Source organism: Actinoplanes octamycinicus (assembly GCF_014205225.1).
In the GTDB taxonomy this organism is placed as follows: domain Bacteria; phylum Actinomycetota; class Actinomycetes; order Mycobacteriales; family Micromonosporaceae; genus Actinoplanes; species Actinoplanes octamycinicus.
This window is the reverse complement of the sequence record NZ_JACHNB010000001.1, coordinates 9,994,666-10,011,869: the sequence shown is the minus strand read 5'-3', so window position 1 is coordinate 10,011,869 and position 17,204 is coordinate 9,994,666. Positions and strand designations below refer to the sequence as shown.

At 72.2% G+C, this 17,204-nt stretch carries 16 protein-coding genes; 12 read left to right on the top strand and 4 right to left on the bottom strand.

Features of this window, described 5'->3' with window-relative positions:
* Positions 1-71 precede the first annotated feature (71 nt).
* On the top strand, positions 72-728 hold the full coding sequence (locus BJY16_RS45430; protein ID WP_185045982.1) for an HAD family hydrolase: 657 nt from the start codon (positions 72-74) through the stop codon (positions 726-728).
* A gap of 180 nt (positions 729-908) precedes the next feature.
* Here BJY16_RS45430 and BJY16_RS45425 read toward each other — a convergent pair whose 3' ends face one another.
* Positions 909-2,072 carry an FAD-dependent monooxygenase gene (locus BJY16_RS45425; RefSeq protein WP_185045980.1) on the bottom strand — a complete coding sequence of 388 codons (1,164 nt, stop codon included), beginning with the start codon at positions 2,070-2,072 and terminating at the stop codon, positions 909-911.
* Positions 2,073-2,152: 80 nt separating this feature from the next.
* On the opposite strand from BJY16_RS45425, the gene BJY16_RS45420 reads away from it, so the two are divergent.
* The 4 genes from BJY16_RS45420 to BJY16_RS45405 all read left to right on the top strand — a co-directional run bounded on the left by BJY16_RS45420 (position 2,153) and on the right by BJY16_RS45405 (position 5,112).
* Positions 2,153-2,797, top strand: coding sequence for a TetR/AcrR family transcriptional regulator (locus tag BJY16_RS45420; protein WP_185045977.1), 645 nt, complete (start codon positions 2,153-2,155; stop codon positions 2,795-2,797).
* Positions 2,798-2,829: 32 nt separating this feature from the next.
* Positions 2,830-4,500, top strand: coding sequence for a sodium:solute symporter family protein (locus tag BJY16_RS45415; RefSeq protein ID WP_185045975.1), 1,671 nt, complete (start codon positions 2,830-2,832; stop codon positions 4,498-4,500).
* 7 nt (positions 4,501-4,507) lie between these two features.
* Positions 4,508-4,774, top strand: coding sequence for a hypothetical protein (locus tag BJY16_RS45410; protein WP_185045974.1), 267 nt, complete (start codon positions 4,508-4,510; stop codon positions 4,772-4,774).
* 89 nt (positions 4,775-4,863) lie between these two features.
* A complete protein-coding gene (locus BJY16_RS45405; RefSeq protein WP_185045972.1) occupies positions 4,864-5,112 on the top strand; it encodes a hypothetical protein in 249 nt (82 codons plus the stop codon).
* Here BJY16_RS45405 and BJY16_RS45400 read toward each other — a convergent pair.
* A complete protein-coding gene (locus BJY16_RS45400; protein WP_185045970.1) occupies positions 5,098-6,198 on the bottom strand; it encodes a PQQ-dependent sugar dehydrogenase in 1,101 nt (366 codons plus the stop codon). The two genes, BJY16_RS45405 and BJY16_RS45400, sit on opposite strands and share 15 nt — an antisense overlap.
* A 132-nt stretch (positions 6,199-6,330) precedes the next feature.
* Here BJY16_RS45400 and BJY16_RS45395 point away from each other — a divergent pair, with 132 nt between their 5' ends.
* The 4 genes from BJY16_RS45395 (at position 6,331) to trmB (ending at position 11,376) form a co-directional block, all read left to right on the top strand.
* Positions 6,331-7,800, top strand: a complete 1,470-nt coding sequence (locus tag BJY16_RS45395; protein WP_239176860.1) for an alpha/beta hydrolase — start codon at positions 6,331-6,333, stop codon at positions 7,798-7,800.
* A 78-nt stretch (positions 7,801-7,878) separates the two neighbouring features.
* Positions 7,879-9,651 (top strand): gamma-glutamyltransferase, encoded by a 1,773-nt coding sequence (gene ggt, locus BJY16_RS45390; RefSeq protein WP_185045967.1) that lies wholly within the window; start codon positions 7,879-7,881, stop codon positions 9,649-9,651.
* Between the two features lie 69 nt (positions 9,652-9,720).
* Entirely contained in the window at positions 9,721-10,641 is a 921-nt protein-coding gene (locus BJY16_RS45385) for a TolB family protein (protein ID WP_185045966.1), read from the top strand.
* 18 nt (positions 10,642-10,659) lie between these two features.
* Positions 10,660-11,376 carry a tRNA (guanosine(46)-N7)-methyltransferase TrmB gene (gene trmB / locus BJY16_RS45380; RefSeq protein ID WP_185045963.1) on the top strand — a complete coding sequence of 239 codons (717 nt, stop codon included), beginning with the start codon at positions 10,660-10,662 and terminating at the stop codon, positions 11,374-11,376.
* A gap of 57 nt (positions 11,377-11,433) precedes the next feature.
* Here trmB and BJY16_RS45375 read toward each other — a convergent pair whose 3' ends face one another.
* On the bottom strand, positions 11,434-11,724 hold the full coding sequence (locus tag BJY16_RS45375; protein ID WP_185045961.1) for a hypothetical protein: 291 nt from the start codon (positions 11,722-11,724) through the stop codon (positions 11,434-11,436).
* A gap of 649 nt (positions 11,725-12,373) precedes the next feature.
* Between BJY16_RS45375 and BJY16_RS45370 the strand changes: the two genes are divergently transcribed.
* Positions 12,374-14,479 carry a sensor histidine kinase gene (locus BJY16_RS45370; RefSeq protein WP_239176859.1) on the top strand — a complete coding sequence of 702 codons (2,106 nt, stop codon included), beginning with the start codon at positions 12,374-12,376 and terminating at the stop codon, positions 14,477-14,479.
* Positions 14,480-14,485: 6 nt separating this feature from the next.
* Here the strand turns inward: BJY16_RS45370 and BJY16_RS45365 are convergent, their stop codons facing one another.
* The gene (locus BJY16_RS45365; protein ID WP_185045957.1) at positions 14,486-14,974 is read right to left on the bottom strand and encodes a hypothetical protein; all 489 of its coding nucleotides are present in this window, start codon (positions 14,972-14,974) and stop codon (positions 14,486-14,488) included.
* Positions 14,975-15,065: 91 nt separating this feature from the next.
* Between BJY16_RS45365 and BJY16_RS45360 the strand changes: the two genes are divergently transcribed.
* Both BJY16_RS45360 and BJY16_RS45355 read left to right on the top strand, forming a co-directional pair.
* On the top strand, positions 15,066-16,469 hold the full coding sequence (locus BJY16_RS45360) for a selenium-binding protein SBP56-related protein (protein ID WP_185045955.1): 1,404 nt from the start codon (positions 15,066-15,068) through the stop codon (positions 16,467-16,469).
* Between the two features lie 66 nt (positions 16,470-16,535).
* Positions 16,536-17,171, top strand: a complete 636-nt coding sequence (locus tag BJY16_RS45355; protein WP_185045953.1) for a hypothetical protein — start codon at positions 16,536-16,538, stop codon at positions 17,169-17,171.
* The last annotated feature ends 33 nt before the right edge of the window (positions 17,172-17,204 follow it).

Here is a 17,204-nt window from a genome sequence, read left to right as displayed (position 1 = left end):
TGTCCCGTGATGAACCTGGGGCTCCACATCTCGACCATCAGCCGGCCGGACATCCCCGCGGCGGAGGCACGGTGAGCATCGAGGCGGTCGTCTTCGACCTGGACGGCGTGATCATCGACACCGAGGAGGTGTGGGAGGAGGTCCGCCGGGCCTACGTGGCCGAGCACGGCCGCGAGTTCCTGCCGGACAGCCAGGACCGGATGATGGGGATGAGCACCGTCGAGTGGTCCACCCACCTGGCCGAGGAGGTCGGCGTCCCGCTGCCGCCGGCGCGGGTCGCCGAGGACGTGCTGACCCGGATGGCCGGGCGGTACCGGGAGTCGCTGCCGCTGATCCCGGGCGCGGTGGAGACGGTCCGGGCGCTCGGCGAGCGGTACCGTCTCGCGCTGGCCAGCTCGTCCGCCCGGGTCCTGATCGACCAGGTGCTGGCGACTGCCGGGCTGACCGGCGAGTTCGAGGTGACGCTCTCCACCGAGGAGGTGGCCCGGGGCAAGCCGGCGCCGGACGTCTACCTGACCGCGGTCGCCAAGCTGGGCCTGACCCCGCAGGTGTGCGCCGCGGTCGAGGACTCCAGCAACGGCCTGCGCGCGGCCGGGGCGGCCGGTCTCGCGGTGATCGCCGTCCCGCACGGTGTCTATCCGGCCGCCCCGGACGCGCTCGCCCAGGCGTCGCTGGTGGTCGAGGCGGTCACCGAGGTGACCCCGGAGGCGGTCGCCGCCCTGCGCTGACAGTCCGTCAGACCGCGAGGCGCGCCGTGGTCCGGACCGCAACGCGCCTCGCGGTTGTGGGCTGGGTGTCAGGGGTGTCTCAACGCCGTTGAGACACCCCTGACACCCAGCCGGGAGTGGGCGCGCGCCGCGGTCCGGACCACGGCGGGCCTTGCGGCGTACCGGAAAGCGGTCCTGTCCTCAAACCGGGTAGTCGGGGAGCCGCAGGTTGGTGCTGCGGCCCGAGGCGATCTTGAAGGTGAGATTGAGAAACCACTTCTGGTTGTTGAGGTAGTTGCGCATCCGGATGCCCCGGTCGGTCTTCGGGGCCATGAACCGGCCCGTGGTGTCGCCGCCCTTCTGGGTGCCGCGGGCGAACTTGGCGATCCGCTGCACGTAGCTCGGGAAGGCGACGCGGTGGTCGCCGCCGGCCGCGGCCAGCTCGCCGGCCAGCACGTAGGCGCAGACCACCGCGGTGCCGGTGCCCTGGCCGCCGATGGTGGCGCCGCAGGCCGCGTCGCCGAGCAGGGCGATCCGGCCGCGGGACCACTCTGGGGCGTCGACCCGGCAGATCTGGTCGAAATAGAGGTCGTCGACCTCGTCCAGCTCGGCCAGGAAGCGCGGCGCGAGCCAGCCCATCCCGCCGAGCCGGTCGCGCAGGATCGCCTTCTGCGCCTCCGGGTCGTGGCGGTCGTAGCGCAGCCGCGGGGAGGCGAACATCGCCAGCACGTCGGCCGCGCCCGGATCGCGGTGGTTGCCGCTGACCCCGATCATCCGGCCGGGTGCGCTGTGCCAGCGGTGGTCCGGGGTGAGCCCCCACTCGTTCGGGATGGCCCAGGTGGCGACGTAGTAGCCGAGGTGCTTGACGAACTGCTCGTCCGGCCCGAAGGCCAGCCGGCGCACCCCGGAGTGCACCCCGTCGGCGCCGACCACCAGGTCGAAGGTGCGCTGCCGGCCGGAGGCGAAGGTGACGTCGACGCCGTCCGGGGTCTCGTCCATCGCGGCGATCCGGTCGCCGAACAGGTACTCGGTGCTGTCGGACGCGTCGCAGAGGATCCGGGCCAGGTCGCCGCGGAACACCTCCAGGTCGCCGCCGGCCATCTCGGCCGGCCACTCCATCTGCCGCTCGCCGTGCTCGTCGACGAACCGCATCGCCTTGCCGTGGGTCTGCACCTCGCGCAGCGCGGGTAGCACGCCCATCTTGTCGAGGATGCCCATGTGCAGGTCGCCGCGGAAGTCGACGGCTTGGCCGCCGGTGCGCAGCCGCGGGGCGACCTCGACGATCGTCGGGCGGTGGCCGGCGCGGGCCAGCCAGTGGGCGAGGGCGGGGCCGGCGATGCTCGCGCCGGAGATCAGGACGTCCATGGTGGTTCCCTCCGTGAAACTGTGTCCATCGGACTCAGTTATTTCTGTGTACGGTAGACGCAGTTCGAGGGGAGGGCAAGATGGATTTCCTCTGGCAGGAGCGAGCCGGTGGCCGGCGTGGGCCCAAGCCGGCGCTGACCTTGGAGGCGATCGCGGACGCGGCGATCGCGGTGGCCGACGCTGAGGGGCTGGCCGCGGTGTCGATGCAGCGGGTGGCCACCGATCTCGGATACACCAAGATGGCCTTATATCGGTATCTACCCGGCAAAACGGAACTGGTCGCGGTGATGCTGGAGCGGGCGATGGGTGCCCCTCCGGTGCTGCCCTCGGAGGGCTGGCGCGACGCGCTGACCGTCTGGGCTGATCGCCTGCTGTCGGTGTTCGTCGCTCACCCCTGGGCGCTGGAGGCGTCGACCGGGAAGCGTCCGGTCGGCCCCCACGAGATCGGCTGGATGGAGGTGGCCCTGGCCGCGCTGCCGGCCGGGCTGACCGGAGCCGAGCGGATGGACACCGTCGCGGTCCTCGCCGGGCAGGCTCGGGCGCTCGCCGTGCAGCCCGACGAGTCCAGCATGATCACCGCGCTGACCGAGCATGCCGCCCGCTTCCCGGCGGTCACCGCGGCGCTCGCCGACATGGCCGCCCAGGGTGGACAGGACCAGGCCTTTTCCTTCGGGCTGGAGCGCATCCTCGACGGACTGGAGACGCTGCTCACCCAGCGAGTGTGAAAGATCTTCGATTCGGGTAGTCCCGGGCCGACATGGGAGGTGGGCCCGTGAGCGGTCTCCGGCTCGACGTGGATTTCGTCGACTATCTGATTCTGGCGATCTACTTCGTCACTGTTCTTGGCGTCGGCTTCGCGGCCCGGCGGGCGATCCGCAACAGCGCCGACTTCTTCCTCTCCGGCCGGTCGATGCCGGCCTGGGTGACCGGTCTCGCCTTCATCTCGGCGAACCTGGGCGCCCTCGAGATCATCGGGATGGCTGCCAACGGCGCCCAGTACGGCATGATGACCCTGCACTACTACTGGGTCGGCGCGGTCCCGGCGATGGTCTTCCTCGGCATCGTGATGATGCCCTTCTACTACGGCTCCAAGGTGCGCAGCGTCCCGGAGTTCCTGCGGCTGCGGTTCAACCGGCCGACCCACCTGTTCAACGCGGTCAGTTTCGCGGTGGCCCAGGTGCTGATCGCCGGCGTCAACCTCTACGCCCTGGCACTGATCCTGCAGGCCCTGCTCGGCTGGCCGCTCTGGCTCTCCATCGTGATCGGCGCCGCGATCGTGCTCGGCTACATCACCCTCGGCGGGCTCTCCTCGGCGATCTACAACGAGGTGCTGCAGTTCTTCGTGATCCTCGCCGGGCTGCTCCCGATCACCATCATCGGCCTGGTCAAGGTCGGCGGCTGGAACGGGCTGGTGGACAAGGTGCAGAGCAGCGAACTGGGTGACGCCGCGCTGCACACCTTCTCGAACACCGGCAGCACCGACAACCCGCTCGGCGCCAGCTGGATCGGCATCGTCTTCGGTCTCGGCTTCGTGCTGTCCTTCGGGTACTGGACCACCAACTTCGCCGAGGTGCAGCGGGCGCTGAGTGCCAAGGACATGAACGCGGCCCGGCGTACGCCGATCATCGGCGCCTTTCCGAAGCTGCTGATCCCGGTGGTCACCGTGATCCCCGGCCTGATCGCCCTGGTCACCGTGCAGGGGCTGGGCGCCGACGAGGGTGCCCTGAAGTACGACTACGCGATCCCGCTGCTGATGCGCGACCTGCTGCCGAACGGCGTGCTCGGGGTGGCGGTGACCGGTCTGGTCGCCTCGTTCATGGCCGGCATGGCGGCCAACGTGAGCGGCTTCAACACCGTCTTCACCTACGACATCTGGCAGTCCTACATCCGCAAGGACCGCCCGGACGGGTACTACTTGCGGGTCGGCCGGATCGCCACGATCGTCGGCGTGCTGATCGGGATCGGCACCGCGTTCATCGCGGCCGACTTCAACAACATCATGAACTACATCCAGGCGCTGTTCTCGCTGTTCAACGCGCCGCTGTTCGCCACCTTCATCGTCGGCATGTTCTGGAAGCGGATGTCCGCCTGGGCCGGCTTCTGGTCGCTGCTGCTCGGCTTCCTCGCCTCGCTCACGCTCTACGTCCTGCACCTGACCGAGACACTCAAGTTCAACTCCGACCTGGAGGAGAGCTTCTGGGGTGCCGGCGCCGCGTTCGTGGTGGCCGTGGTGGTGGCCGGGATCGTCACCCCGTTCACCCCGAGCAAGCCGGAGAACGAGCTGCGCGGCCTGGTCTACGGCCTGGCCGGCCCGAGCACCGGCGCCGACGTGGTGATCACCGGCGAGAAGGTCTGGTGGCGCAACCCGGTGGTGCTCGGCACCGTCGCGCTGATCCTGGCCGCCCTCCTCTACGTCCCCTTCTGGTGAGGTTGACATGCCTGACAAGTCCCGGCTCTTCGACGTACGCGCGGTCATCGGCGGCATGTTCGTCGTCTACGGAGTGATCGTCACGGTGATCGGGCTCTTCGACAGCCCGGAGGAGATCGACAAGGCGCAGGGTGTGCGGATCAACCTGTGGATGGGGCTGGCGATGCTCGCCCTGGGCGGGCTGATGCTGCTCTGGCTGCGGCTGAACCCGCCGAAACCGGTCGCCGAGCAGCCCGAGGAGCAGCCCGGCGGAACGGACGCCCCGCCGGCCTGATGTCCGCAGTGGTGTGCCCCGGTTGCCATCGTGGTGCACAGGGTCCGCATATCTTCAAGACAGCTACCTGTGCGACCGATAACCGGGGCATGGAACCCCTCGCCTCAATCAGCAGCCTCGGCAGATCCGGCGGCCAGCGCGCAGCTGGCTGGCAGGCGCAGCTCCGGGTCGACTACGTCGTCAACCGGGTCGCCACGACCCACCGCGGTCAGTCCGAGGACCAGGTCAAACAAGCCCTCCAGGACCAGCTGCGGGTCTACGGTGTGGTGCCCAACGCCAAGCAGATGGCGATTTACGCCAAAGCGATATCCGCCCTGCCGGAGCTACCCCCCAGGTAGGGGCGGGAAGCGCAGCACCCGGTCGTCGGAGTCCCGCGGGTCGCCGCGGCCGTCGGTGTTCGAGGTGGTCAGCCACAGCGAACCGTCGGCGGCCACGGCGACCGTGCGGAGCCGGCCGTACTTCCCGGTCAGCTCGGCCCGCGCGGTCCCGCCGGTCAGCGGGACGGTCCACAGTCGCTCGCCCTTGAGGGCCGCGACGTAGAGCGTGTCGCCGGCGACCGCCGCCCCGCTGGGCGACGCCTCGTCGGTGCGCCACTGCACGATCGGGTCGGTGTACTTCGCGTCGCCGGCCTTGCCCTCCACCTCCGGCCAGCCGTAGTTCTTCCCCGGCTGGATGATGTTCACCTCGTCCCAGGTGTCCTGGCCGAACTCGATGCCGTACATCCGGCCCTGCGCGTCCCAGGCCAGGCCCTGCACGTTCCGGTGGCCGAGGCTCCAGACCGGCGAGCCCGGGAACGGGTTGCCCGGCGCCGCCTGGCCGGTCGGGGTGAGCCGCAGGATCTTCCCGTTCGGGTCGTCGCGGTCCTGCGACTGCGGCTCGTCGCCGGCGTCGCCGGTGCCCACGTAGAGCATCCCGTCCGGGCCGAAGGCGATCCGCCCGCCGTTGTGCCGCGACCCGCGGTCCAGCCCCTTGAAGATCACCTCGGGGGTGCCGCCGGCGAGCCTGAAGCGGACGATCCGGTTGTCGTCGTCGCCGGTGAAGTACGCGTAGACCCAGTCGCCCCGCACGGCCAGGCCGAGCAGGCCACCCTCGCCGCCCGCCCGCACGCCGGGCACGGTGAACACCTTCTTCTTCGCCGCGCCGGGCTCGATCCGGTAGACGTCGCCGGTCTGGCGCTCGGCGACCAGCGCGCTGCCGTCGCCGGGGAACGCCAGCCCCCAGGGCACCTGGATCCCGGTCGCCACGGTCTCCGGGGTGGCGGTCAGATCCGGGCCCTTCCTCGTCTCCGTCGACGGCGCGGGCGCCGACACCGACGGGACCGGATCGACTAGCGGCGGGGCGGCGGACTCCTCGGCCGAGCAGGCGGTCAGCAGGACGGCCCCGACGGCTCCGACGGCGGCGATGGCCAGGCGTGTGGTCGGCATGGTCCCACCCTGCCACGCCGATTTCACCGAGAAATGCCCCATACGATGCAATAACGGGCATTCTCCAGAATCGTTGCCTGAGTGCGACCGAAGATGGTGCCGCGCGGCCGAGTCCCGCCGCGCAGGGCGGAGATGTGGGTTTTGCGAGCGCTGCGACGGCCGGTCATGGCCGCGATCCTCACCCTGGCCACCGTTCTCGGGTTCGTCCGGCCGGCCACCGCGGCCGGGCCGGTCAGCTGGAAGGTCTGCCCCGAGGACGAGCAGGTGCAGTGCGGCGTGATGCGGGTGCCGGCGGACTGGGGTGATCCGTACGGGCCGACCATCGAGCTGCAGATGGCCCGGCGGCAGGCGACCGACCCGGCGCGGCGGATCGGCGTGCTGATCGTGAACCCGGGCGGCCCCGGCGGCTCGGCGGTCAACATGGCCCTGGACGGCGAGCTGTTCACCCCGGAGCTGCGCCGCCGGTTCGACATCATCGGGCTCGACCCGCGCGGGGTGGGCCGCAGCGCGCCGGTGCTCTGCTCCCAGGCCCTGGTCGACGCGAAGCCGTCGCCGCTGGTCCCGGACGAGGCGGCGTTCCGCGCGCTGGCCGAGTACAACCGCAAGCTGGCCGCCGACTGCACCGCCCGCAGCGGGCCGGTGGTCGAGCACGCCGACACCGGCAGCGTGGTCCGGGACGTGGAGGCGCTGCGGGTCGCGCTCGGCGAACCGCGGATCAGCATCCTGGGCGCGTCCTACGGCTCGCTGATCGGCGAGCTCTACGGCGAGACCTACCCGGGCACGCTGCGCGCCGTGGTGCTGGACTCGGTGATGGACCACAGCGTGGACGTGGACACCTTCCTGGCCCAGGAGACCGCCGCGGTGCAGGACTCGTTCAACGAGTTCGTCAAGTGGTGCGCCCGGGATGCCCGCTGCGTGCTGCGCGGCCAGGACATCCCGCGACTCTGGGGAACGCTGATGGCCCGGGCCGCGGCCGGGACCCTGGAGGATCCGTACGACCCGCCGGCCAAGCTCGGCGTCTGGGAGCTGATCTCGGCGGCGTTCAGCGCGTTCTACGACCCGCAGTGGTTCTCCTTCGCGCACTACCTGCAGGACGCCGCCCAGCCCGCGGCGGCGGCCGGGCGACGGGGCCGGGACGTGCCGCCGATCGACCTGACCCCGAACAGCTTCCCGGCGGTGTTCTGCGGGGACTGGGCGCTGCCGGTCGGGGACTTCACCGCGTACCGGAGACGTCTTGATGTCCTGGCGGCCCTCGCGCCGCAGGTCCGGGCCTCGCCGCTGGCCCTGTCCGCGGCCGCCGGCTGCGTCGGCTGGCCGGTGCCGCCGGCCAGCCCGCAGCGTGTGCTGTCCCCGGCGAAGCTGCCGATGCTGCTGGTCAACGCGCTGCACGACCCGGCCACCGGGCACGCCTGGGCGCGGCAGGTGGCGGCGCAGCTCGGGCCGAACGCGCGCCTGCTGACCTACCAGGGCTGGGGGCACATCGCGTACTCGCACAGCCCCTGTGTGAAGACCGCGGTCGAGCGCTACCTGATCGACCTGACCCTGCCGGCGGCCGGCGCCAGCTGCCCGGCGGTGGAACCCGAACCGTTCGGTGTCGGGTGATCGTTGTAGCGGTTGTGCCCGGCCGCCTTCAGCGGTAGGCAGGGATTGACAACCGACACTGTCCTGTCTGGAGGGCCGATGCGGTTCCTATCAGCACTAGCGGCGCTTTCCCTGACCACCCTGGGGTTCGCCACCCCGGCCGCGGCGGCCGCCACGCCGAAGACGCCGACCGCGCGGGGGTACGGCGGGGCGATCGCCACGGTGGACGCCGACGCCACCGCGGCCGGGCTCGAGGTGCTGCGCCGGGGCGGCAACGCGGTGGACGCCGCGGTCGCGGCCGCCGCCACCCTCGGCGTGACCGAGCCGTTCGCCTCCGGGATCGGCGGCGGCGGGTTCTTCGTCTACTACGACGCGCGCCGGCGCCAGGTCCACACCATCGACGGGCGGGAGACCGGCCCGGCGACGATGACCTCGACGTACTTCATCAACCCGGCGACCGGGCAGCCGTACGGGTTCGACGAGGCCCGGGTCAGCGGCCTGTCGGTCGGGGTGCCCGGCACGCTGGCGACCTGGGAGTCGGCGGCCCGGCAGTGGGGGACGCGGTCGTTGTCCAGCGCGCTGACCGACGCCGCCCGGGTGGCCGACCGGGGGTACACGGTGGACGCCGAGTTCCGGCGGCAGGTGACCGACAACGCGGCCGCCTTCGGGCAGTTCGACGCGACGAAGGCGCTGTACCTGCCGGGCGGCGCGCCGCCGGCGGTGGGCACCACGATCCGGAACCCGGACCTGGCCGACACCTATCGGCTGATCGCGAAGCGGGGGACCGGGGTCTTCTACCGCGGCGAGGTGGGCCGGGACCTGCTCGCCACGGTGCGGGATCCGCAGGTTTCGGAGAGTCCCACCTCGCCGTGGGCCCATCCGATCCGCCCGGGTCAGCTGACCGCCAAGGACCTTGCCGCGTACCGGGTGCGGCACCCCGCGCCCACCAGGTCGGACTACGAGGGACTGACCGTCTACGGCATGTCGACCCCGTCCAGCGGTGGCACCGCGGTCGGGGAGGCGCTGAACATCCTCGAGGCGTCCCCGATCGACTCGGCGTCGACGGTCGAGAAGCTGCACTACTACCTGGAGGCCTCCGCGCTCTCCTTCGCGGACCGGGGCCGTTACGTCGGCGCCTACACACCTCCGTCGACGCTGCGCAAGCTCATCTCCGACAAGTGGGCAGCCGGCCGCGCGTGTCAGATCGATCCGGACAAGGCGCTGGTGAAGCCGGTGGCCCCCGGCCCGTCCAGCTGCACCCCGGCGACCACGGCGGCGACCCCGGACAACGGGATGAGCACCACCAACCTGACCGTCGCCGACAAGTGGGGCAACGTCGTCGAGTACACGCTGACCCTGGAGCAGTTCGGCGGCAACGGGATGGTCGTCCCCGGCCGTGGCTTCATGCTCAACAACGAGCTGACCGACTTCAACTTCACCGGCACCCAGGGCGCCTTCGACGACCCGAACCTGCCCGGTCCGGGCAAGCGGCCGCGCAGCTCGATGTCGCCGACGATCGTGCTCAAGGACGGCAAGCCGTTCCTGGCGGTCGGCGCGCCCGGCGGCTCGACGATCATCACCACCGTGCTGCAGATCATCTACGGCCGGCTGGAGCTGGGGCTGACCCTGCCGCAGGCGCTCGCCGCGCCGCGCGCCGCGCAGCGCAACACCGCCGGGATCCAGGCCGAGCCGGCCTTCCACACGACGTACGGGCCGCAGCTCACCGCGCTCGGCCACGTCTTCGGCCCGGACGCCCCGGAGATCGGGGCGGCCACCGCGATCGAGTTCACCCGGCACGGCGGCCAGATCGCCGTGGCCGAGCCGGTGCGGCGGGGGAGCGGTTCGGCGGCGGTAGTGCACCCAACCTCTTAAGTTGTCGGCCGGTTGCGACGATGGTGCAGGACGTAAGCGCAGGCAGGGACCATCGGGGGGCGGTCAGCCATGATCACGACGGCGGCACTACTGGTCGGTTTGGCCCTCACCCCGGCGCCCGCGGCGCCGGACCCGGTGGCCTACGTCCGCGCCGGTGACGTCTACGTCAGCACCGGACCGGCCGAGAAGCGGCTCACCACCGGGGGCGGATACTCCCGCCCCCGGTGGTCGCCGGACGGCAAGCAGCTCGCCGTGCTCAAGGGCGGCCAGCTGTGGACCATGAAAGCGGACGGCACCGGGCAGCGCCGGCTGACCACCCGGGCGGCGGCCGGCCCGTCCTGGTCACCGGACGGCAAGTGGCTGGCCTTCGGGTCGCTCTCCTGCACCGGCGGCCCGGGCGTCTACCGGATCCCGGCGAGCGGCGCGGCCGCCCAGCCCGAGGTGCTCTTCCCCCGGGACTGCCGGGGCGAGGAGCTGCCCGAGCCGGAGCAGCCGCAGGCCGCGACCGGGGTGCTCACCGAGCGGCTGCGGGCCGACGACGCGGTGGCCTGGTCGCCGGACGGCAAGCAGATCGCCTACCGGGGCGGCGAGTGCGACGCGGTCTACGACGCCTGCATGAGCATCGGCACGATCAGCTCCGGCGCGGAGCGGATGGTCGCCGCCTACGGTGGCGGCAGCCTGCAGAACCGGGGATTCGCGGTGCTCCCGGCCTGGCGCCCGGACGGCACCCGGCTGGCCTTCACGGCGTACCAGGAGGGCGAGACCGCCGCGCAGAACGAGCCGCTGCACGTCACCGAGCTGGACCTCAAGACCGGCAGGAAGCGCACCGTGGGTGCCCCGCTGGACCGCGAGCCCAGCTACCGGGACGCCACCCACGCCCTGGTCACCGGCCAGTACCGGAACGGCTCGTGGATCATCTCGGTGGACCTGGCGACCGGCGCCCGGACCCCGCTGCGCCCCGGCTCGCAGCCGTCGGTCCGCCCCCGCTGACGTATCGTTGGCGCCGCCATGACTGACACCGCCGTGCCCGCGACCAGCGCCGCCATCACCGACACCGCCAGCCCCGACGCTCGGCCGATCCGGACCTTCCACCCGCGCCGCGGCCGGATGAGCACCCGGCACGCCGACGCGCACGCCGCCCTCTGGCCCCGCTTCGGGTTCACCGTCGTCGACGGCGACCGCACCCCGCTCGACCTGGGAGAGCTGTTCGGCCGGGAGGCGCCCAGGGTTCTCGAGATCGGCTTCGGGATGGGTGACGCGACCGCCGCGATGGCCGCCGCCGACCCGGACCGCGACTACCTGGGCGTCGAGGTGCACACCCCGGGCATCGGCAACCTGCTGGCCCTGGTCGGCGAGCGGGGCCTGACCAACGTGCGGGTGGCCGAGGGCGACGCCATGCAGCTGGTGCACCGCCTGGCGCCGGGCGCGCTGGCCGCGGTGCACGTCTTCTTCCCGGACCCGTGGCCGAAGGCCCGGCACCACAAGCGCCGCCTGATCCAGCCGGCGAGCGTCGCCCTGCTCCGCGACCGCCTGCGGCCGGGCGGGGTGCTGCACTGCGCCACCGACTGGCCGGACTATGCCGAGGCGATGGCCGCGACCCTGGACGCCGATCCGGGCCTGCGCCGCCTGCCGCCGACCCCGCACGCCCGCCCGGAGACCAAGTTCGAGCGCCGCGGCGCGGCTGCCGGCCGCCCGATCGCCGACCTCCGCTACGAGCGTCTTTAACACCCTTTTTCGGTACGGGACGGGCCGCCGCGCGGGGTGCGCGACGGCCCGGCGGCGTCACTTCTTCTTGGACTTCTTCGCCTTCTTCGGGGCCTCCTCGGCGACGGCCTCCTCAGCCGGGGCCTCCTCAGCGGCCGGCTCCTCGGCCGGGGCCTCCTCAGCCGGCTCCGCAGCGGCCGCCTCTTCGGCGGCCGGCTCCTCGGCGGGGGCCGCCGCGGCCTTCTTCGCCTTCTTGTCCTTCTTGGACTTCTTCGGCTCCGCCGGCGCCGCCTCGACGGTCTCCTCCACCGCGACGGTCTCCTCGACCGGCGCGACGTCCTCGACCAGAGTGGACTTCTTCTTACCCACGGGTGTTCCCTTCGCCATGCCTTTTCCGCGGCCGGCGGCGCGCGTGACGCGACTGTAGAGATATCGATTCGATAGACGGAATTCATGTTATCGAAATGAAACTTCTATTGTTTTCTATGTGGTCAGCGGTGATGCCCGTGCCGTTCCCGAACTAATCGCCATCCCCGGGCGAACCGGGCGCTCAGGCGTCCGCCTGCGCTTCCGTCCGGGCCCTGGGCCAGGCCAAACGTGCCTACCACCGAGTCATTAAGGAGGAAAGGCGCCCAATCCACCCGGCCGGTGACCCCGGGCGGAATGGTTATTCGGTGGCACGACCGGTGCGCGGGTGGTCGTTTCCCATCGAAAGCGAAATCGTGCTGGGGCGGCGCCCCGCTGCCGGCCGGCGGCCGCACGGCGACCCCGGATGCGCCCGGGGAGTCCGGCCGCCCGTTGTTCGGCCGGCGCGCGCCGCCCACCAGGAAATCTGTAGGGCGAATTGCCGCTTTCAGCCCTTTCGTGCACCTAGGCTGGACGGTGGAGGTCGGCCATGCGGCGAGAAGGTCCCGGCAGTGGCGCTGGGCGGTCCGGAAGGACACGGGCGGCGGATGCCGCGGCTCTCGCACGCCCGGCCGAGCTTCACGGGGGGACGGCCGTCGACGAGCACCCAGGCTTGCCGGCGGCCGCCACCGCCGACCGCCCGGGCCGGCCCGCGGTCGCGGGCGACCACCCGGGCGCCATCGGCGACCATCCCGCGCCGGCCACCGGCTCAAGTCTGCTCCGCGACGTGCTGGCCGACGCGGCGGCCGGTCCGGCCCGGCATCGCGGGGTGCTGGCCACCGGCACCGCCGACCAGCTCGCCGCGCTGACCGCGCGCGGGGCGCAGACCCCGAGCGCCTGCATCCAGTTCGTCGAGGGCGACCGGCTGCGGCTCTACGGCAGCTGGGGCGTGACCGCCGACTGGGACGCGATCAACGACACCACGCTGGACCGCTCGCTCGGCGGCATGGTGGTGGCCGGCGGCGGGGCGGTGATCGTCGACGACGCGACCGCCGACGACCGGGTGCCGCCCGGGGTGGTCCGCCAGCACGGCGGCGCCTATCTCGGCTATCCGGTGCACGACCGGCACGGGCAGGTGCTCGGTGTGTGCTGCGCCTACGACCTGCGGCCGCGGGAGTGGTCGCCGGAGCAGATCAGCGCGGTCGCCGAGGCAGCCGAGGTGGCCACCCTGCTGATCGGCGAGCAGCTGGCCCGGCACGAGCTGGAGCAGCAGCACCGGTTCCTGGACGCGGTGCTGGACAGCCTGCACGACGGGGTGACCGCGTGCGACGCCGACGGGCAGGTGGTCTTCGCCAACGAGCGGATGCGCCGGCTCTGGGCCGACGACCCGGACGGCACCCCCGAGCAGGGCCTCTTCCGGGCGCTGCGCGGCGAACGGGTCCGCGACGAGCCGCTCGCCCGGCCCGGCCGGGTCCGGCGCAACCGGCACTACCTGATGGACGCGCAACCGATCCTCGGCCCGGACGGCCAGGTGGTCGGCGCGGTCCAGGCGGTGCAGGACGTCACCCGGCAGCGGCGCGCCGAGCGGTTCCGCTCCTGCGAGCTGGCGGTCACCACGGCGCTCGCCGAGACGCCCAGCATCGAGGCGGCCGGGCCGCGGGTGCTGGAGGCGGTGGTCGCCACGCTGGACTGGGTGCACGCCGAGTTGTGGCTGGTCGACGCGCCGGCCGAGGTGATCCGGGCGGTGGCGCGGTGGAGCACCCCGGGCTGGCCGACCGGGATCACCGTGCCCGACGACCTGGCCTACGGGCAGGGGCTGGCCGGCCGGGCCTGGCAGGTGGACAAGCCGCTGTGGATCCGGGACGTGGGCCGCCCGCAGAGCCTGATCTCCGCGGACACCGCCGCCGAGCGCCTGCACACCGCGCTGGCCATCCCGGTGCACGACGGGACCGGGACGATCGGGGTGCTGACCGTCTTCGCCGACGCGGTCGAGGACCCGGAGGACGAGCTGGTCGCGCTGATGTCCGGGATCGCCGCGCACCTGGGCCAGTTCGTCGAGCGGCGCCGGGTCGACGACCTGCAGCGGCAGCTGGTGCGCAGCAAGAACGAGTACCTGGCGCTGATCGGGCACGAGCTGCGCACGCCGCTGACCTCGATCAGCGCGTACACCGAGCTGTTGCGCGAGGCGGACGAGGCGACGCTGGTCCGGGACGGGCCGCGGCTGATCGCCGTGGTGGAACGCAACGCGCTGCAGCTCCGGGAGATCATCAACGAGCTGCTGGAGCTGTCCGCGCTGGACGCCGGGCACGCCGACGTGCGGCGGACGCCGATGGACCTGGCCGCCGTGGTCCGGGACGTGGTGGACCGGACCCGGGTGGCGATCGGCGCGGCGCCGGTGGTGATCGACACCGACCTGCCGGCCGAGCTGATCGTGCCGGGTGACCGGGACCGGCTGCGGCAGATCGTGGAGAACCTGCTGGGCAGCGCGATCCGGTACAGCCCGGACGGCGGGCACGTCGAGGTCAGCCTGCGCCGGGCCGGGCGGGCGGCCGAGCTGGCCGTCTCGGACGCCGCCACGGACGTCCCGCGGATCGAGCGGGAGCAGCTGTTCACCGGGCGGTACCGGACCAGCCGGGGACACGACCGGGTGCTGCCCGGGAGCGGGCTCGGGCTGACGCTGAGCCGGGCGGTGGTCGAGCGTCACCACGGCAGCATCGAGCTGACCGGGGACGACGACGGGACGACCGTGCTGGTGCGGCTGCCGTTGGACGTACGATGAACGGCTTCACATGGTTGTCTGTGCTGATCCCTGGACGCCGGCCGAGTCGCGGACCAGGCGCAGCACCCTGGCCCGGCTGACCAGTACGCCGGCGAGCACCACCAGGATGACCACCGCCCGCAGGGCGAGCCCGAGCACGGTCGCGCGGTCGTCGGCGTCGCGGCCCAGGGTGAGGATCGCGGTCAGCATCGGGACCACGGCGACCAGGTGCCAGCTCAGGCTCCAGACGTAGCTCTTCGGGTTCGCGTGGTGCGCCTCGGCCAGCAGCCGGGTCTGGTTGTTCCAGACGAAGACCATGCCGATGGTGCCGACGACCGCGGCCACCCACAGCAGGCCGGTCGCGAGCAGAGTCGGGTAGCCGGCGCCGGAGAGCCGCAGCCCGCCGTTGATCAGGTCAGTGACCAGAACGGCGCCGAGCAGGCCGAGCAAGGCCCAGGTGGCCCGGTTCCAGGCGGCCGTCCGGTGGGTATGGCCGGAGCCGGTGTCGTAACGCATTGATGATCTCCCCCTGTGTCGGGCCGGAGGTTATCAAACTTGACAGATGTAAACCTTCTCGTGGCCGCCCGGCCGGGTGACGATGAGCGGCATGACGCGATGGACACCGGATCCGACGTTCTACCCCTCGCCCAGCGACGCGGCCGGTGCCCCGGCGGAGAAACTGGCCTATGTGGCCGCTTTCGATCGGGCGGCCGAGCAGCCCGACGCGATCGCGGTGATCGACACCGATCCGGCGTCGGCCGGGTACGGCACCGTGGTCGGCTGGACCGACCTGCCGCACACCGGTGACGAGCTGCATCACTTCGGCTGGAACGCGTGCAGCAGCGCGCTCTGCCCGACCGCGCCGCACCCGCACGTGGAGCGGCGCTACCTGATCGTTCCCGGTCTGCGGTCGTCCCGGATCTACGTGCTGGACACCAAGGACGACCCGCGCAACCCGCGGCTCGTCAAGGAGATCCCGGCCGCCGAGCTGGCCGCCAAGGCGGACTACTCGCGCCCGCACACGATCCACTGCGGCCCGGACGGGATCTACGTCTCCGCGCTCGGCGCCGGGCAGGGCGGCGACGGCCCGGGCGGGATCGCGATCCTCGACCACCAGACCTTCGACGTGCGCGGGCAGTGGGAGGCCGACCGCGGCGACCAGCACCTGGCGTACGACTTCTGGTGGCACCTCACCCAGGACGTACTGGTCACCTCGGAGTGGGGCACGCCCGACATGATCGAGGACGGGATCGTGCCGGAGCTGCTGCTCGGGCGCGAGTACGGGCACCGGATCCACTTCTGGGACTTGGCCAAGCGCACCCTGGTGCAGACGGTCGACCTCGGCGACCAGTACCAGATGACGCTGGAGCTGCGCCCGGCCCACGACCCGACCGCCTCGCACGGCTTCCTCGGCGTGGTGATCTCGGTGGAGGACCTGTCCGCCTCGATCTGGGTGTGGCACCGGTCCGGTGGCGGCTTCGAGGTCCGCAAGGTCATCGACATCCCGGCCGAGCCGGCCGACCCGGCGCTGCTGCCGCCCGCGCTGCAGCCGTTCGGCGCGGTGCCGCCGCTGGTCACCGACATCGACCTGAGCGTCGACGACAAGTACCTCTACGTCTCCTGCTGGGGCACCGGCGAGCTGCGCCGGTACGACGTCAGCGACCCGTTCCACCCGATCTTCCTGGACTCGGTGCACCTGGGCGGGATCGTCCGGCGGACCCCGCACCCGGCCTTCCCGGACGAGCGGCTGGCCGGCGGTCCGCAGATGGTCGAGGTGTCCCGGGACGGCGAGCGGGTCTACGTGACGAACTCGCTCTACGGCTCCTGGGACGACCAGTTCTACCCGGACGGCGTCGGCGCCTGGCTCGCCAAGGTCGACGTCACGGACACCACGTTCACGCTCGACGAGCGCTTCTTCCCGCACGGCGACGAGTTCCGCGGGCGGCGGGTCCACCAGACCCGGCTGCAGGGCGGCGACGCCTCCTCCGACTCCTACTGCTTCCCGTCGTGACCCAGCCCTCCCACCCACCCCTGGCCGCGCCGTGACCGGGCCCTCCCGCGCGGCGATGGTCGCGCCGTGACCTGGGGCTCTTATGCGGCGCTGGTCGCGCTGGGCGCCTTCCACGGGCTGAACCCGGCGATGGGCTGGCTGTTCGCGGTGGCCCGGGGCATGCAGGAGCGCAGCCGCGCGGTGCTGCTGCGCTCCCTGCCCCCGATCGCGGCCGGGCATCTCGCCTCGGTCGCGATCGTCGCCGCGATCATCTCGGCCACCCGCTCGGTGGTCGCGGCGAACGTGGTCGGGATCGCGGGCGGCGTGCTGCTGGTCGGTTTCGGACTGTGGCGGCTGCTCTCCGACCGCCACTTCCGCTGGGCCGGGATGCGGCTCTCCGCGGCCCAGCTGGCCGGTTGGTCGTTCCTCATGTCGTCGGCCCACGGCGCCGGCCTGATGCTGCTGCCGGTGCTCGCCACCACCCCGGTCCCGGTCACCCACGCCGGCCACGCCATGTCCGGCTCCCCGGCCGGAGCCCTGACCGGTCTGGCCGCCGCCGGCGTCCACACCATCGCGATGTTCACCGTGATGGCCGCCTGCGCCCTCCTCGTCTACGAGTTCCTCGGCGTCAAGATCCTCCGCCGCGCCTGGTTCAACGTGGACCGCCTGTGGGCCGGTGTCCTGGTGGCCGCCGGCGCCCTGACCATCGCCCTCACCACCTGACCCGCCCCACGATCCGCTGTCGCCTCCCGGTCC

Excerpts from the sequence above, each read along its gene's own strand:
- BJY16_RS45425 (WP_185045980.1), bottom strand. The coding sequence starts at position 2,072 with ATGGACGTCCTGATCTCCGGCGCGAGCATCGCCGGCCCCGCCCTCGCC.
- BJY16_RS45420 (WP_185045977.1), top strand. The coding sequence starts at position 2,153 with ATGGATTTCCTCTGGCAGGAGCGAGCCGGTGGCCGGCGTGGGCCCAAG.
- BJY16_RS45415 (WP_185045975.1), top strand. The coding sequence starts at position 2,830 with ATGGGAGGTGGGCCCGTGAGCGGTCTCCGGCTCGACGTGGATTTCGTC.
- BJY16_RS45410 (WP_185045974.1), top strand. The coding sequence starts at position 4,508 with ATGCCTGACAAGTCCCGGCTCTTCGACGTACGCGCGGTCATCGGCGGC.
- BJY16_RS45405 (WP_185045972.1), top strand. The coding sequence starts at position 4,864 with ATGGAACCCCTCGCCTCAATCAGCAGCCTCGGCAGATCCGGCGGCCAG.
- BJY16_RS45400 (WP_185045970.1), bottom strand. The coding sequence starts at position 6,198 with ATGCCGACCACACGCCTGGCCATCGCCGCCGTCGGAGCCGTCGGGGCC.
- BJY16_RS45395 (WP_239176860.1), top strand. The coding sequence starts at position 6,331 with ATGTGGGTTTTGCGAGCGCTGCGACGGCCGGTCATGGCCGCGATCCTC.
- ggt (WP_185045967.1), top strand. The coding sequence starts at position 7,879 with ATGCGGTTCCTATCAGCACTAGCGGCGCTTTCCCTGACCACCCTGGGG.
- BJY16_RS45385 (WP_185045966.1), top strand. The coding sequence starts at position 9,721 with ATGATCACGACGGCGGCACTACTGGTCGGTTTGGCCCTCACCCCGGCG.
- trmB (WP_185045963.1), top strand. The coding sequence starts at position 10,660 with ATGACTGACACCGCCGTGCCCGCGACCAGCGCCGCCATCACCGACACC.
- BJY16_RS45365 (WP_185045957.1), bottom strand. The coding sequence starts at position 14,974 with ATGCGTTACGACACCGGCTCCGGCCATACCCACCGGACGGCCGCCTGG.
- BJY16_RS45360 (WP_185045955.1), top strand. The coding sequence starts at position 15,066 with ATGACGCGATGGACACCGGATCCGACGTTCTACCCCTCGCCCAGCGAC.